The sequence below is a fragment of the Paraburkholderia sp. BL10I2N1 genome (genome assembly GCF_004361815.1).
Lineage (GTDB): Bacteria > Pseudomonadota > Gammaproteobacteria > Burkholderiales > Burkholderiaceae > Paraburkholderia.
This window is the reverse complement of record NZ_SNWA01000001.1, coordinates 1,086,345-1,100,112: the sequence shown is the minus strand read 5'-3', so window position 1 is coordinate 1,100,112 and position 13,768 is coordinate 1,086,345. Positions and strand designations below refer to the sequence as shown.

Sequence of the window (13,768 nt, the reverse complement as noted above, 5' to 3'; positions counted from 1 at the left end):
AGCATTCCATGTTGCCGACTCCCGAACAGGTCAAGGACTACATCGCAGCGGGCCTCGCCTGCCAGCATCTCGAAGTCGAAGGTGACGGTCAGCATTTCTTTGCGACGATCGTTTCCCCGAGCTTTGAAGGCAAGCGTCTGATCCAGCGCCATCAACTCGTTTATGCGGCGCTCGGCGACCGCATGAAACAGGAAATCCATGCGCTCAGCATGAAAACGCTGACGCCCGCCGAATGGCAAAACGCGTAATCTGGAAAGTTAGTGCGAATTACTCAAGACACACGCGGCGCCGGAAGCAGCGCCGCAAATGAAGCTCAGGCAACCTTGAAAGCAACCCCGGCCGAACCCCGGGCAGTTCAGGAACAGACAGGCATGGACAAACTCGTTATCGTTGGGGGCCAGCGGCTCGCGGGTGAGATCGTTGTGTCGGGTGCAAAGAACGCGGCGTTGCCGATTCTGTGTGCGGGTCTGCTGACGGCGGACCCAGTGCATCTCGACAACGTGCCTGACCTGCAGGACGTCCGCACGACGCTCAAACTGCTGCGCCAGATGGGCGTGCGCACTGAAGACGGCGGTGGGCGTGTGTCGCTCGACGCGTCGAAGGTCGACAATCTCGTCGCGCCATACGAACTCGTGAAGACGATGCGCGCATCGATACTCGTGCTCGGCCCGCTCGTGGCGCGTTTCGGCGAGGCGAAGGTGTCGCTGCCGGGAGGCTGCGCGATCGGCGCGCGTCCGGTCGACCAGCACATCAAGGGCCTGCAGGCGATGGGCGCCGAGATCAACATCGAGCACGGCTTTATCGAAGCACGCGCGAAGCGTCTGAAGGGCGCGCGCATCGTGACCGACATGATCACGGTGACCGGCACGGAAAACCTGCTGATGGCAGCGGTGCTGGCCGAAGGCGAAACGGTGATCGAGAACGCCGCGCGCGAGCCGGAAGTCGGCGATCTCGCTCATCTGCTGGTGAAGATGGGTGCGCAGATCGAAGGCATCGGCACGGATCGCCTCGTCATTCAGGGCGTTGACAGGCTGCATGGCGCGCAGCATACGGTCATCCCGGATCGTATCGAAGCCGGCACGTTCCTGTGCGCGGTTGCGGCGGCCGGCGGCGACGTCGTGCTGCGCCATGTGCGTCCGTTGATCCTCGAAGCGGTGACGGAAAAGCTGCGCGAAGCCGGCGTGACCATCGAGGAAGGCGATGACTGGATGCGCGTCCGCATGAATCAGCGTCCGCATGCGGTAAGCGTGCGCACGTCCGAATACCCGGCGTTCCCGACCGACATGCAGGCGCAGTTCATGGCGCTCAACACGATTGCGAACGGCACGTCGCAGGTCGTCGAAACGATCTTCGAAAACCGCTTCATGCACGTGCAGGAACTCAACCGCCTCGGCGCGAACATCACGATCGACGGCAATACGGCGCTCGTGAACGGGGTCGGCGAACTGTCCGGCGCGAAGGTGATGGCGACCGACCTGCGCGCCTCGGCAAGTCTCGTGATCGCCGGACTGCGCGCCGAAGGTGAGACGCTGATCGACCGTATCTATCATCTGGATCGCGGCTATGACCGGATGGAAAAGAAGCTCACCGGCATCGGTGCGCAGGTGCGTCGCATCTCAGGGAGCCAGGCATGAGTCCGGTGCCGCAGACGTCGTCGTCGCCGGCGGTGAATGCGCCGTTGACGCTCGCGTTGTCCAAAGGGCGTATCTTCGAGGAAACCTTGCCGCTGCTCGCGGCGGCCGGCATCGAGGTGACTGAAGATCCGGAGACGTCGCGCAAGCTGATCCTGCCGACCAACGATCCGAACGTCCGCGTGATCATCGTCCGCGCGACCGATGTGCCGACCTACGTCGAATACGGCGCAGCCGATTTCGGTGTGGCGGGCAAGGACGTGCTGCTCGAACATGGCGGCAGCGGCCTGTACCAGCCGACCGATCTCGACATTGCGCGTTGCCGGATGTCGGTGGCGGTGAAGTCGGGCTTCGACTACGCGAACGCGGTGCGCCAGGGCGCGCGCCTGCGCGTCGCGACGAAATATGTGGAAACCGCGCGCGAGCATTTTGCCGCGAAAGGCGTGCACGTCGACCTGATCAAGCTGTATGGATCGATGGAACTCGCGCCGCTCGTCGGGCTGGCTGATGCGATCGTCGATCTGGTCAGCTCAGGCGGCACGCTGCGCGCCAACAATCTGGTCGAGGTCGAGGAGATCATGCAGATCTCGTCGCGCCTCGTCGTGAACCAGGCGGCGCTGAAGTTGAAGCGTGCCGCGCTCCGGCCGATTCTCGACGCGTTCGAACGCGCGTCGCGGCACGACAGCGCGGCCGCGTGACGAATTGCCCGCGCGTTTTACCGAAACGGATACCCGTATGTCTATCAAGATTCGCAAACTCGATTCCAGCGCCGCTGATTTTCGTCGCGCGCTGCACGCGGTGCTCGCGTTCGAGGCGAGCGAGGATGAAGCGATCGAGCGCTCGGTCGCGCAGATCCTGGCCGACGTGAAGGCCCGCGGCGATGCCGCCGTGCTCGATTACACGAACCGCTTCGACCGTCTCGACGCGCAAAACGTCGCCGCGCTCGAACTGCCGATGTCGGAACTGGACGCGGCACTCGAAAGCCTCGAACCGAAGCGCCGGGCGTCGCTCGAAGCGGCCGCCGCGCGCGTGCGCGGGTATCACGAGAAGCAGAAGATCGAATGCGGCAGCCATAGCTGGCACTACACGGAAGCCGACGGCACCGTGCTCGGCCAGAAGGTAACGCCGCTCGATCGCGCCGGTATCTATGTGCCGGGTGGCAAGGCAGCCTATCCGTCGTCGGTGCTGATGAACGCGATTCCGGCGCGCGTCGCTGGCGTGCGCGAGATTGTCATGGTGGTGCCGACGCCGGACGGCGTGAAGAATCCGCTCGTGCTGGCGGCGGCGCTGCTGGGCGGCGTCGACCGGGTATTCACGATCGGCGGCGCGCAGGCGGTGGCCGCGCTCGCGTACGGTACAGAAACCGTGCCGGCGGTCGACAAGATCTGCGGCCCGGGCAATGCGTATGTCGCCTCGGCGAAACGCCGCGTGTTCGGCACGGTCGGCATCGACATGATCGCCGGGCCGTCGGAGATCCTCGTGCTATGCGACGGCACCACCGATCCGCGCTGGGTCGCGATGGACCTGTTCTCGCAGGCCGAGCACGACGAACTCGCGCAGTCGATCCTGCTGTGTCCGGACGACGCGTTCATCGGTCGCGTGAAGGACGCCATCGACGAACTGCTGCCCACGATGCCGCGCCAGGACGTGATCCGCGCATCGCTCGAAGGGCGCGGCGCGCTCGTCAAGGTGCGCGACATGGCGGAAGCCTGCGCGATCGCCAACGAGATCGCGCCGGAGCACCTCGAAATCTCGGCGCTGGAACCGCATCAGTGGGGCAACCTGATCCGCCATGCAGGGGCGATCTTCCTTGGCCGCTACACGAGCGAGAGTCTCGGCGATTACTGCGCGGGGCCAAATCACGTGCTGCCTACGTCTCGTACCGCACGGTTCTCGTCGCCGCTCGGCGTCTATGATTTCTTCAAGCGGTCCAGCGTGATCGAGGTCAGCGCGGAGGGCGCGCAGACTTTAGGTGAGATCGCGGCTGAGCTGGCGTATGGCGAAGGCCTTCAGGCGCACGCACGCAGCGCCGAATACCGGATGAAGCAGACCGGCTGAGCGCACGACACGTCGCACAGATAACAAGATACTGAGACCAACCAGGGCGGCCAGCGGGCCGCCCATGTCAGCCGGCGCGCCGCGCGCGCCGGCTCCCCACATCATGACGACGCCACAAGACATCATTCGCCGCGACGTGCTCGCGATGACGAGCTATCCCGTGCCGGACGCGACGGGTTTTATCAAGCTGGACGCGATGGAAAATCCGTTTCCATTGCCCCCCGTGCTGGCCGCGCATCTCGGCGAACACCTCGCCGGCGTCGCGCTGAACCGCTATCCCGCACCCCGCCCGGAAGCGCTGATCGAGAAGATCAAGCGTGTAATGAGCGTGCCGGCGGGGTGCGATGTCCTGCTTGGCAATGGCTCTGACGAGATCATCAGCATGATCTCGGTGGCCAGCGCGATTCCCGGCGCGAAGGTGCTTGCGCCGGTGCCGGGCTTCGTTATGTATCAGATATCGGCGAAGTTCGCGCATCAGGAGTTCATCGGCGTGCCGTTGAAAGCCGACTTCACGCTCGATACGGACGCGATGCTCGCGGCGATCGCGGAGCACCAACCGGCGATCGTCTATCTGGCCTATCCGAACAATCCGACCGGCACGCTGTACGACGAAGCCGACATGGAGCGCATCATCGCTGCGGCGAACCGGAGCCTCGTCGTGATCGACGAGGCCTATCAGCCGTTCGCGCAGCAAAGCTGGCTGCCGCGCGCGGATCAGTTCGACAACGTCGTCGTGATGCGCACGGTGTCGAAGCTCGGTCTCGCGGGTATCCGCCTTGGCTATCTGGCCGGCCGGAGTGCATGGCTCACCGAGATCGACAAGGTGCGCCCGCCGTACAACGTGAACGTGCTCACGCAGGCGGCCGCCAGCTTCCTGCTCGATCACATCGATGTGCTCGACGATCAGGCCACCGGGTTGCGCGCAGAAAGAGCAAAACTGGCCGAGGCGGTTGGTGAATTGCCGGGGGCTGAAGTTTTCCCGAGCGCGGGCAATTTCCTGCTGGTGCGCGTGCCAGACGCTTCGATCCTGTTCGAGACGCTGCTCGCCGCGCGGATCTTGATCAAAAACGTGAGTAAAATGCACCCATTGCTGGCGAATTGTGTGCGTCTGACGGTCGGATCTCCTGAAGAAAACGCCCAGTTGCTCGCCGCGCTGAAACTCGTGCTGCATTGAGCCGCCCGCGTTCCCCGACACCCCCCATTTTCTAGCTCGATTCAAGGAATTCCCATGCGCCAGGCGGAAGTCGTTCGCAACACCAGCGAAACGCAGATCCGTGTGAAGATCAATCTGGACGGCACCGGTCAGCAGAAGCTGGCCACCGGCGTGCCGTTCCTCGACCACATGCTCGACCAGATCGCGCGGCATGGATTGATCGATCTCGACATCGAAGCGCATGGCGACCTGCATATCGACGACCATCACACCGTCGAAGACACCGGCATCACGCTGGGTCAGGCGGTCGCGAAAGCGATCGGTGACCGCAAGGGCATCCGCCGCTACGGCCATTCATACGTGCCGCTCGACGAGGCGCTGTCGCGCGTCGTGATCGACTTTTCCGGCCGTCCCGGCCTCGAATTCCACGTGCCGTTCACGCGCGCACGAATCGGCACGTTCGACGTCGACCTTTCCATCGAATTCTTCCGCGGCTTTGTGAACCACGCGGGCGTGACCCTCCATATCGACAACCTGCGCGGCCTGAATGCCCATCACCAGATGGAAACGGTGTTCAAGGCCTTCGGCCGGGCGCTGCGGATGGCCGTCGAACTGGACGAACGCGCGGCGGGGCAGATTCCGTCGACCAAGGGAAGTCTGTAAGCAGACACACCGGACCGGTTGCGCGTGCCCGCGCGCCGGCTTGCGATGGATATCATCAAGTCGTTTATTTCGCTGCTGGCGCTGATCAATCCGATCGGCGCCATCCCGTTCTTCATGAGCCTGACGTCGCAGCAGTCCGACGATGAGCGGCGCAGGACGATCCGCATCGCGTCGATTTCGGTGTTCTGCGTGATCGCCGTGACGACGCTGCTCGGGCAGCAGATCATCAGTTTCTTCGGCATTTCGGTGGGCTCGCTCGAAGTGGGCGGGGGCATCATCATGCTGCTGATGGCGATCAGCATGCTCAATGCGCAGATCGGCAACAGCCGCTCGACGCCCGAAGAGCGCCACGAAGCGGAGCTGAAGGACAACATCGCGGTCGTGCCGCTGGCGATTCCGCTTTTGACCGGGCCAGGTTCGATCAGCACCGTCATCGTCTATTCGGCTAATTTCCATCATTGGTACGACCGGGTTAGTCTTGTAGCAATCGGCGCGCTGCTCGCGGTGATCTGTTTTTTTTCGCTGCGGCTTGCCGAACCGATCGCCCGCTGGATCGGTCGCACAGGTATCAATATCGGTACGCGGCTTATGGGTTTGATGTTGTCGGCGCTGGCGGTGGAATTCATCGTCGACGGATTGAAGGCGTTGCTGCCTAACTTGAGATGAAAACTTCAATTGCGATTGTGGATTACGGCATGGGCAACCTGCGCTCGGTGGCGCAGGCGTTGAGGAAAGCCGCGCCGGAGGCGGAGGTGGCGATCGTCGACCGTCCGGAAGCGATCCGGGCCGCGGACCGCGTCGTGCTGCCCGGCCAGGGTGCGATGCCCGACTGCATGCGCTGCCTCGGAGAGTCGGGGCTGCAGGAAGCGGTCATCGAAGCGTCGCGCACAAAGCCGTTGATGGGCGTGTGCGTTGGAGAGCAGATGCTGTTCGACTGGAGCGCCGAAGGCGACACCCGCGGGCTCGGTCTGTTGCCGGGCAAGGTGGTGCGCTTCGAGCTGGACGGCCAGTTGCAGGACGACGGTTCGCGCTTCAAGGTGCCGCAAATGGGCTGGAACCGCGTGCGTCAGGCGCAGCCCCATCCGCTGTGGGACGGCGTGCCGGACGGCGCGTTCTTCTACTTCGTGCACAGCTACTACGTCGTGCCGGAGAATGCGGCACATACGGCGGGCGAAACCGTGTATGGCGTACCCTTTACCTCGGCGGTGGCGCGGGATAACATCTTTGCGACCCAATTCCATCCGGAAAAGAGCGCCGACACCGGGCTGCGCGTGTATCGTAATTTCGTGCACTGGAACCCATGAGCGCCATTCGTTTCCCTTCTGTCGAAGATGCCCAATCGGGCATGGACGGTCGTGGCATGGATCCGAACCCGGTTGATGCCAGCAAGGGCGCCGAAAGAGTTGTACTAAACTAGCGAAACGGCGCCGGTCGAGGCTTCCCGCCTCGTCCCGATGCCGTCTTTCCATTTTCTTCCCAGACACCACCCGATTGCTATGCTGCTGATTCCGGCCATCGACCTGAAAGACGGTCAGTGTGTACGCCTCAAACAAGGCGATATGGACCAGGCGACGATTTTTTCCGAGGAGCCGGCGGCAATGGCCCGACATTGGGTCGAGCGCGGCGCGCGGCGCCTGCATCTCGTCGACCTGAACGGCGCGTTCGCCGGCAAGCCCCGGAATGAAGACGCGATCCGCGCGATCATCGACGAGGTCGGCGGCGAGATTCCTGTCCAGCTGGGCGGGGGTATCCGCGATCTGAACACGATCGAACGCTATCTGGATGACGGCCTGTCCTACGTGATCATCGGCACGGCGGCCGTGAAGAACCCGGGCTTCCTGCAGGACGCCTGCACGGCATTCGGCGGCCACATCATCGTCGGGCTCGACGCGAAAGACGGCAAGGTCGCCACGGACGGCTGGAGCAAGCTGACCGGACACGAAGTGGCGGATCTGGCGCGCAAGTTCGAGGATTACGGCTGCGAATCGATCATTTATACCGATATCGGTCGCGACGGCATGCTTCAGGGCATCAACATCGACGCAACCGTGCGCCTCGCGCGTGCGGTGAAGATCCCGGTGATCGCGAGCGGTGGCCTGTCGAACCTCGCCGACATCGAATCGCTGTGCGAAGTCGAGGATGAGGGCATCGAGGGCGTGATCTGTGGTCGCGCGATCTACTCCGGCGATCTCGATTTCGCGGCGGCCCAGACCCTCGCGGACCGGCTGCGCGAATCGGACGACGCCTGAGCGTCGCGCGAGGTCTGGCGTGAACCACGGCTTTCTCAGGCATCGGCGGTCTGAGCCGGGCCGAAATGGACTGAGGCGGCCCGAAGTTCAGGCCTGCGCACAAACCAGCAAGTTTGTAACAGGCGCCGCCACCCGTCCGTTTCCCGGGCATCCAGCCGCTCCCTGGGAGCGGCTTCACCAGCGGCATTGGCAAGAATTTGCAAGATCATGGCTCTAGCTAAACGCATCATCCCCTGTCTCGACGTCACGGCGGGACGCGTAGTCAAAGGCGTCAACTTCGTCGAACTGCGCGACGCGGGCGACCCGGTCGAAATCGCGCGCCGCTACGACGACCAGGGCGCCGACGAGCTCACCTTTCTCGACATCACCGCCACGTCCGACCAGCGCGATCTGATCCTGCCGATCATCGAGGCGGTGGCGTCACAGGTATTCATTCCGCTGACGGTTGGCGGCGGCGTGCGCGCCGTCGAAGACGTACGGCGCCTCCTGAACGCGGGCGCGGACAAGATCAGCATGAATTCGTCGGCCGTAGCGAATCCGCAACTCGTGCGCGACGCTACCGATAAATACGGTTCGCAATGCATCGTCGTCGCGATCGACGCGAAACGCGTGTCTGCCGACGGCGAAACGCCGCGCTGGGAGGTGTTCACGCATGGTGGGCGCAAGGCCACGGGCCTCGACGCTGTCGAATGGGCACGCAGGATGGCGGAACTCGGCGCGGGCGAAATCCTGCTCACCAGCATGGATCGTGACGGCACGAAGAGCGGCTTCGATCTGGCGCTGACGCGCGCGGTGTCCGATGCGGTGCCGGTGCCGGTCATCGCCTCGGGTGGTGTCGGCTCGCTGCAGCACCTCGCGGACGGCATCAAGGAGGGCCATGCTGACGCGGTACTCGCCGCGAGCATCTTCCACTACGGTGAACACACGGTGGGCGAAGCGAAGCGCTTCATGGCGGAGCAGGGCATTTCGGTGAGGTTGACGTGAATTCGGCTGCAGAAGACTGGCTCGACAAGGTGAAATGGGACGCGAATGGCCTTGTGCCGGTGATCGCCCAGGAAGCCGCCACCAACGACGTGCTGATGTTCGCGTGGATGAACCGCGAAGCGCTCGCCAAAACCATCGAACTGGGCCGCGCCGTGTACTTCTCGCGCTCGCGCCAGCGCCTGTGGTTCAAAGGGGAAGAGTCGGGCCACGTCCAGCATGTTCATGAAGTGCGACTCGACTGCGACGAAGACGTGGTGCTGCTCAAGGTCGAACAGGTGTCGGGCATTGCCTGCCACACCGGACGCCACTCGTGCTTTTTCCAGAAATTCGAAGGCTCGGCAGACGACGGCAGCTGGGTTGCCGTTGATCCCGTGCTGAAAGACCCCGAGCACATTTACAAATGACGCAATCCACCCAATCGACGAACGACACGCTGCAGCGCCTCGCCGCGGTCATCGATGGCCGCAAGGGCGGCAACCCGGACGCTTCGTATGTCTCGCGCCTTTTCCACAAGGGTGACGACGCCGTGCTGAAGAAGATCGGCGAAGAAGCGACCGAAGTGGTGCTGGCGGCCAAAGACGTGCGTCAGGGCGGCGCGCCGAAGGCGCTGGTCGCCGAAGTGGCCGATCTGTGGTTTCATTGCCTCGTGATGCTTTCGCACTTCGATCTCGGCCCGGCTGACGTGCTCGCCGAACTGGAGCGTCGTGAGGGCATGTCGGGCATCGAGGAAAAGGCGCTGCGCAAAAGCCGCGAGCGCGAACAGAACGGCGACTGAATCTGTCCCGCGCATCCGGCGCAGCCAGGCAGGCCAGACGCACTGTAGAGGGAGACGCAAACATGGAACAGTCGCAAGGCGGATACCCGCCTCCTTCTTACCAGAGCGCAACCGAAGGCGACCGCCAGCGCAGCCTGCGCACGCTCACGCACGTGCTGTATGCGCTTTATGCCGTCTACTGGCTGAGCGGCGGGATTACCGCGCTGGTCGCGATCATCATTAACTATGTGAAGCGGTCGGACGTTGTCGGGACGCCGTACGAAGCCCACTTCGAGTGGCAGATCCGCACTTTCTGGATGGCTGTGATCGGCCATCTGATCGGCTTTGCGCTTTTTATCGTGCTGATTGGCGTGCCGATCCTGTGGGCTGTCGCCATCTGGATGTTGTACCGTATCATCAAAGGCTGGCTATATCTCTACGATAACAAGCCGTTGCTGAATTCGCGCGGGTGGTTTTGAGGTGCCTCGTCCGAGCCATTCAGCCGAGTCATCCATTTAGTCGGTCAGCCGCCGTATTGCGCGCATCAGGAAGCCCATGAGCCACGATCCAAACTGCCTTTTCTGCAAGATCGCCGCTGGCGACATTCCCTCGACCAAAGTTCACGAAGACGACGAATTCGTCGCCTTCCGCGATATCCGTCCGGCAGCCGAAACTCACATCCTGGTGATTCCGCGCAAGCACATTGCAACGCTGTCGAATTGCACCGAGGGAGACGCCGCCCTGCTTGGTAGAATGCTTGTGCTGGTCGCGCGTCTGGCGGACAAGCTCGGGGTAGCCTTTACCGGTGGCGATACCGGCTTCCGAACGGTCATCAACACGGGCCCCGGCGGCGGACAGGAGGTGTACCACCTGCACGCGCATATTCTGGCCGGGCCGCGTCCGTGGCTGCGAATGGGCTGAGGTGGTGTGCAGGATTCGCTGCGAACGCCCTTCGCCGCCGGATTTTGACCGAGCACAATGGCGACCGGTCAGATATGGCGGCGACATTGCAGCGATGTAATAACGGCGAAGTGACGATCCATTCATAATGAAGCGCACATGCGGCCAACGCAGTTCGGCGGTATTGTGGAGATGAGGCGCACGCGCTTCGATTCAGGCCGCAAGGCAGACGGTTTTCGCCGCAGACAGGCGTGCAAACGCGGTGGCGGGGTTAAGGAGAGTTTTCATGGGTTCGTTGAGTATTTGGCACTGGCTGATCGTCTTGTTGATCGTTGCGCTGGTGTTCGGCACGAAGAAGCTGCGCAACATCGGCACCGATCTGGGTGGCGCGGTGAAGGGCTTCAAGGAAGGTATGAAGGATGCGGAAACGCCGGCTGACACGCCGTCGCGCGAACTGCCGCGCACCGGTACCGTCGATGTCGACGCGAAGGAAAAAGCGCCGCATTCGGGCGACTCCCGCTAAAACCGCGCGTGTTTGCGTTTATTCGCGTTCATTTGCCTACACCCGCGTACTGACGGAAAGCTCATTTCATGCTGGACCTCGGTCTAACCAAGATGGCGCTGATCGGCGTCGTCGCGCTGGTCGTTCTCGGGCCGGAGCGCCTGCCGCGCGTCGCGCGCACGGCAGGGGCGCTGTTCGGGCGCGCACAGCGCTACATCAACGATGTGAAGTCCGAAGTCACGCGTGAAATCGAGCTCGACGAACTGCGTCGCATGAAGACGGAGTTCGAGTCGGCGGCGAGCAACGTCGAGAGCACGATTCACGACAATTTGCGCAAGCACGAATCCGAGCTGAACGATGCGTGGAATGCCGGTACGTCGGTGTCTCCGAGCATTGCAAGCGGTGCCTCGACGGAAGACCTCGCGTCGGCGGGTGACGGTTCGTGGCGCAGCAGCATCACCCCTACTCCGAAGCGCAAGAACTGGCGCGTCAAACAGACCGCCACGCCGAACTGGTACAAGCGCGCCACCTTGCGGCGCACGCGGGTCCAGTCAGGCGCGGCACGCGTTGCACGGCATACGCCGGTGAGCCTGCGTCGTCCGACACGCTTCTTCTGATGTCCCCTGCGAAATACTCCAACCGAGGGCCGGTGTGAGCGACCCCCAGCGCAACCAGGGCGAAGCCCCTGAAGAAACCTTCATCTCGCATCTCGTCGAACTGCGCGACCGCATCATCCGCGCCGGCATCTCGGTCATCGTCGTGTTTCTTGGGCTCGTCTACTGGGCGCCGGAAATCTTCCGGCTGCTCGCGCGCCCGCTGATGCAGAACCTGCCGAAGGACGGCAAGATGATCGTCACCGACGTCACCGGCTCGTTCTTCGTGCCGATGAAAGTGACGATGCTGGTCGCGCTGGTCATCGCGCTGCCGTTCGTGCTGTACCAGATCTGGGCGTTTGTCGCGCCGGGTCTCTATCAGCATGAGAAGAAGCTGGTGATGCCGCTCGTCGCCAGCAGCTACGCGCTCTTTCTCTGCGGCATGGCGTTCGCCTACTTCGTCGTGTTCCCGACCATCTTCCGTGTGATGGCGCACTACAACGCGCCGCTTGGCGCGCAGATGACCACCGATATCGACAACTACCTGAGCTTCGTGCTCACGATGTTCATAGCGTTCGGCGTGACGTTCGAAGTACCGATCGTCGTCGTGCTGCTCGTGCGCATGGGCATCGTCACGGTGAAAAAGCTCAAGGAGATCCGTCCGTACGTGATCGTCGGTGCGTTTGTGGTTTCCGCTGTGGTGACGCCGCCGGATGTCTTTTCGCAGCTGATTCTTGCGGTTCCCCTGATCGTGCTTTATGAGGCCGGCATCATCGCGGCGCGTCTGTTTGTAGGCAAACAGGCCGCTGTGAGCGAAGAAGAAAGCAAGCAGACGAGTTGAGTGCGGGTTCACGCCGAAAGCGGGTGGCGCAGTCATAGCCTGTTCCAAGCGGTCACCACTCAGATCAGCGCCAGATCAGCGCCAGATCAGCGCCAGATCAGCGGCAAAACGAATGCAGCAAAACGAAAGGGCAACCCGTCAGCGGGTTGCCCTTTGTCATTTCGGGGCGGTCGTTTCACATCGACGCATTCAGGACGCTGCGCCCGTCAACCTCCGTCGTCGCCCTGATTGTCGCCTTCCTCGGCCGGCTGCTTCGGCGGTGGTGGACGTTTGCCGATCATCACGTCCAGATCCATCTCCTTGTTCTTGCGCACGAGGTGAACCTTCGCATCGGTTCCGGGCTTGATCTGCGCGATCACGTTCAGGAGCCGGGTCGTATCGGTGATGTCTTCGCCGTTCACGCTGAGCAGGATGTCGCCGGGCTTGACGCCCGCCTTGTCGGCCGGCCCGCCCTGAAGCACGCCGGCGACGATTGCGCCCGACTTTTGCTGAAGCCCGAACGAATCGGCGATTTCGGGTGTGACGTCCTGCGGCTCGACGCCGATCCAGCCACGCGTAACCGAGCCCGTCGTAATGATGCTTTCCAGTACGCTGCGCGCCGTCGACACAGGAATCGCGAAGCCAATGCCAAGCGAGCCGCCCGAGCGCGAATAGATCGCGGTATTGATGCCGAGCAGGTTGCCGTTCACATCGACAAGCGCCCCGCCCGAATTGCCGGGATTGATCGCGGCGTCGGTCTGAATGAAGTTTTCGAAGGTGTTGATGCCGAGGTGATTGCGCCCCAAGGCACTGACGATGCCCATCGTCACCGTCTGGCCGACGCCGAACGGATTGCCGATCGCCAGCACGACGTCGCCGACGCGCGTCTGGTCCATGCGGCCGAGCGTGATGGTCGGCAGATTGGTCATGTTGACCTTCAGCACGGCCAGATCCGTCTCCGGATCGACGCCGATTACCTTGGCGTTCGTGGTGCGGCCGTCGGCGAGCGCAATTTCGATCTGATCGGCGCCGTCGACGACGTGCTGGTTCGTTAGAATGTAACCTTCTGAACTCACGATGACACCCGAGCCGAGATTAGCGGCCGGTTGTTCCTGCTGCTTGCGGTTGTTCTTGTCGCCGAAGAAATAGCGAAAGAGCGGATCTTTCGCGCGCGGGTCGGATGGAAGCGATCCATCCTTGCTGGAGAACACGTTGACGACAGCCGGCATGGCCTTGTGGGCTGCGTCGGCGTAAGAGGCCTGCACGGGGCCGCTGCCGCTGCCGATGCCAGGCGCCACTTCACGCAGGGCGACGATCGGTTCGGCGAGCTGCTTGCCGAATTGACCCTGACGTTGCAGCCATTGCGGCTTGAGCGTTGCGATGATGAACATCAACGCCAACAGCACGGTCACCGCCTGGGCAAACAGCAGCCAAAAGCGTCTAAGCATCTGAAGATATTAG

The 13,768-nt window shown here is 62.7% G+C and carries 18 protein-coding genes; 17 read left to right on the top strand and 1 reads right to left on the bottom strand.

Features of this window, described 5'->3' with window-relative positions; translation table 11 throughout:
* Window positions 1–8: 8 nt before the first annotated feature.
* From B0G77_RS05150 to tatC, 17 genes are all read left to right on the top strand, one after another.
* Window positions 9–248: a BolA family protein gene (locus tag B0G77_RS05150; RefSeq protein ID WP_133661153.1), complete on the top strand. Its 240-nt coding sequence runs from the start codon at window positions 9–11 to the stop codon at window positions 246–248.
* A 123-nt stretch (window positions 249–371) separates the two neighbouring features.
* A complete protein-coding gene (gene murA / locus B0G77_RS05145; RefSeq protein ID WP_133661152.1) occupies window positions 372–1,634 on the top strand; it encodes a UDP-N-acetylglucosamine 1-carboxyvinyltransferase in 1,263 nt (420 codons plus the stop codon).
* Window positions 1,631–2,329 carry an ATP phosphoribosyltransferase gene (gene hisG / locus B0G77_RS05140; protein ID WP_133661151.1) on the top strand — a complete coding sequence of 233 codons (699 nt, stop codon included), beginning with the start codon at window positions 1,631–1,633 and terminating at the stop codon, window positions 2,327–2,329. The genes murA and hisG overlap by 4 nt, the downstream gene beginning before the upstream one ends.
* Before the next feature lie 37 nt (window positions 2,330–2,366).
* Window positions 2,367–3,689 (top strand): histidinol dehydrogenase, encoded by a 1,323-nt coding sequence (gene hisD / locus B0G77_RS05135; RefSeq protein ID WP_133661150.1) that lies wholly within the window; start codon window positions 2,367–2,369, stop codon window positions 3,687–3,689.
* A gap of 103 nt (window positions 3,690–3,792) precedes the next feature.
* Window positions 3,793–4,863 (top strand): histidinol-phosphate transaminase, encoded by a 1,071-nt coding sequence (hisC, locus tag B0G77_RS05130; RefSeq protein WP_133661149.1) that lies wholly within the window; start codon window positions 3,793–3,795, stop codon window positions 4,861–4,863.
* Between the two features lie 54 nt (window positions 4,864–4,917).
* A complete protein-coding gene (gene hisB / locus B0G77_RS05125) occupies window positions 4,918–5,505 on the top strand; it encodes an imidazoleglycerol-phosphate dehydratase HisB (RefSeq protein ID WP_133661148.1) in 588 nt (195 codons plus the stop codon).
* A 45-nt stretch (window positions 5,506–5,550) separates the two neighbouring features.
* The gene (locus B0G77_RS05120) at window positions 5,551–6,171 is read left to right on the top strand and encodes a YchE family NAAT transporter (protein ID WP_133661147.1); all 621 of its coding nucleotides are present in this window, start codon (window positions 5,551–5,553) and stop codon (window positions 6,169–6,171) included.
* The gene (gene hisH, locus B0G77_RS05115) at window positions 6,168–6,809 is read left to right on the top strand and encodes an imidazole glycerol phosphate synthase subunit HisH (RefSeq protein WP_133661146.1); all 642 of its coding nucleotides are present in this window, start codon (window positions 6,168–6,170) and stop codon (window positions 6,807–6,809) included. The genes B0G77_RS05120 and hisH overlap by 4 nt, the downstream gene beginning before the upstream one ends.
* A 192-nt stretch (window positions 6,810–7,001) precedes the next feature.
* Window positions 7,002–7,754, top strand: a complete 753-nt coding sequence (gene hisA / locus B0G77_RS05110) for a 1-(5-phosphoribosyl)-5-[(5-phosphoribosylamino)methylideneamino]imidazole-4-carboxamide isomerase (RefSeq protein WP_133661145.1) — start codon at window positions 7,002–7,004, stop codon at window positions 7,752–7,754.
* 207 nt (window positions 7,755–7,961) lie between these two features.
* On the top strand, window positions 7,962–8,738 hold the full coding sequence (hisF, locus tag B0G77_RS05105; protein ID WP_133661144.1) for an imidazole glycerol phosphate synthase subunit HisF: 777 nt from the start codon (window positions 7,962–7,964) through the stop codon (window positions 8,736–8,738).
* Window positions 8,735–9,142 carry a phosphoribosyl-AMP cyclohydrolase gene (gene hisI, locus B0G77_RS05100; protein ID WP_133661143.1) on the top strand — a complete coding sequence of 136 codons (408 nt, stop codon included), beginning with the start codon at window positions 8,735–8,737 and terminating at the stop codon, window positions 9,140–9,142. The genes hisF and hisI overlap by 4 nt, the downstream gene beginning before the upstream one ends.
* The gene (locus tag B0G77_RS05095; RefSeq protein ID WP_133661142.1) at window positions 9,139–9,513 is read left to right on the top strand and encodes a phosphoribosyl-ATP diphosphatase; all 375 of its coding nucleotides are present in this window, start codon (window positions 9,139–9,141) and stop codon (window positions 9,511–9,513) included. Before hisI ends, B0G77_RS05095 begins: the two co-directional genes overlap by 4 nt.
* 62 nt (window positions 9,514–9,575) lie before the next feature.
* On the top strand, window positions 9,576–9,971 hold the full coding sequence (locus B0G77_RS05090; protein WP_133661141.1) for a hypothetical protein: 396 nt from the start codon (window positions 9,576–9,578) through the stop codon (window positions 9,969–9,971).
* A 76-nt stretch (window positions 9,972–10,047) separates the two neighbouring features.
* The gene (locus B0G77_RS05085) at window positions 10,048–10,413 is read left to right on the top strand and encodes a histidine triad nucleotide-binding protein (protein WP_133661140.1); all 366 of its coding nucleotides are present in this window, start codon (window positions 10,048–10,050) and stop codon (window positions 10,411–10,413) included.
* Window positions 10,414–10,678: 265 nt separating this feature from the next.
* A complete protein-coding gene (gene tatA, locus B0G77_RS05080) occupies window positions 10,679–10,915 on the top strand; it encodes a Sec-independent protein translocase subunit TatA (RefSeq protein ID WP_133661139.1) in 237 nt (78 codons plus the stop codon).
* Window positions 10,916–10,983: 68 nt separating this feature from the next.
* Complete coding sequence (gene tatB, locus B0G77_RS05075; protein ID WP_133661138.1) at window positions 10,984–11,511, top strand: Sec-independent protein translocase protein TatB; 528 nt, start codon at window positions 10,984–10,986, stop codon at window positions 11,509–11,511.
* Window positions 11,512–11,545: 34 nt separating this feature from the next.
* A complete protein-coding gene (tatC, locus tag B0G77_RS05070; RefSeq protein ID WP_133661137.1) occupies window positions 11,546–12,328 on the top strand; it encodes a twin-arginine translocase subunit TatC in 783 nt (260 codons plus the stop codon).
* Between the two features lie 206 nt (window positions 12,329–12,534).
* On the opposite strand, the gene B0G77_RS05065 is transcribed toward tatC, so the two are convergent.
* Window positions 12,535–13,755, bottom strand: coding sequence for a Do family serine endopeptidase (locus B0G77_RS05065; RefSeq protein WP_133661136.1), 1,221 nt, complete (start codon window positions 13,753–13,755; stop codon window positions 12,535–12,537).
* Window positions 13,756–13,768 lie beyond the last annotated feature (13 nt).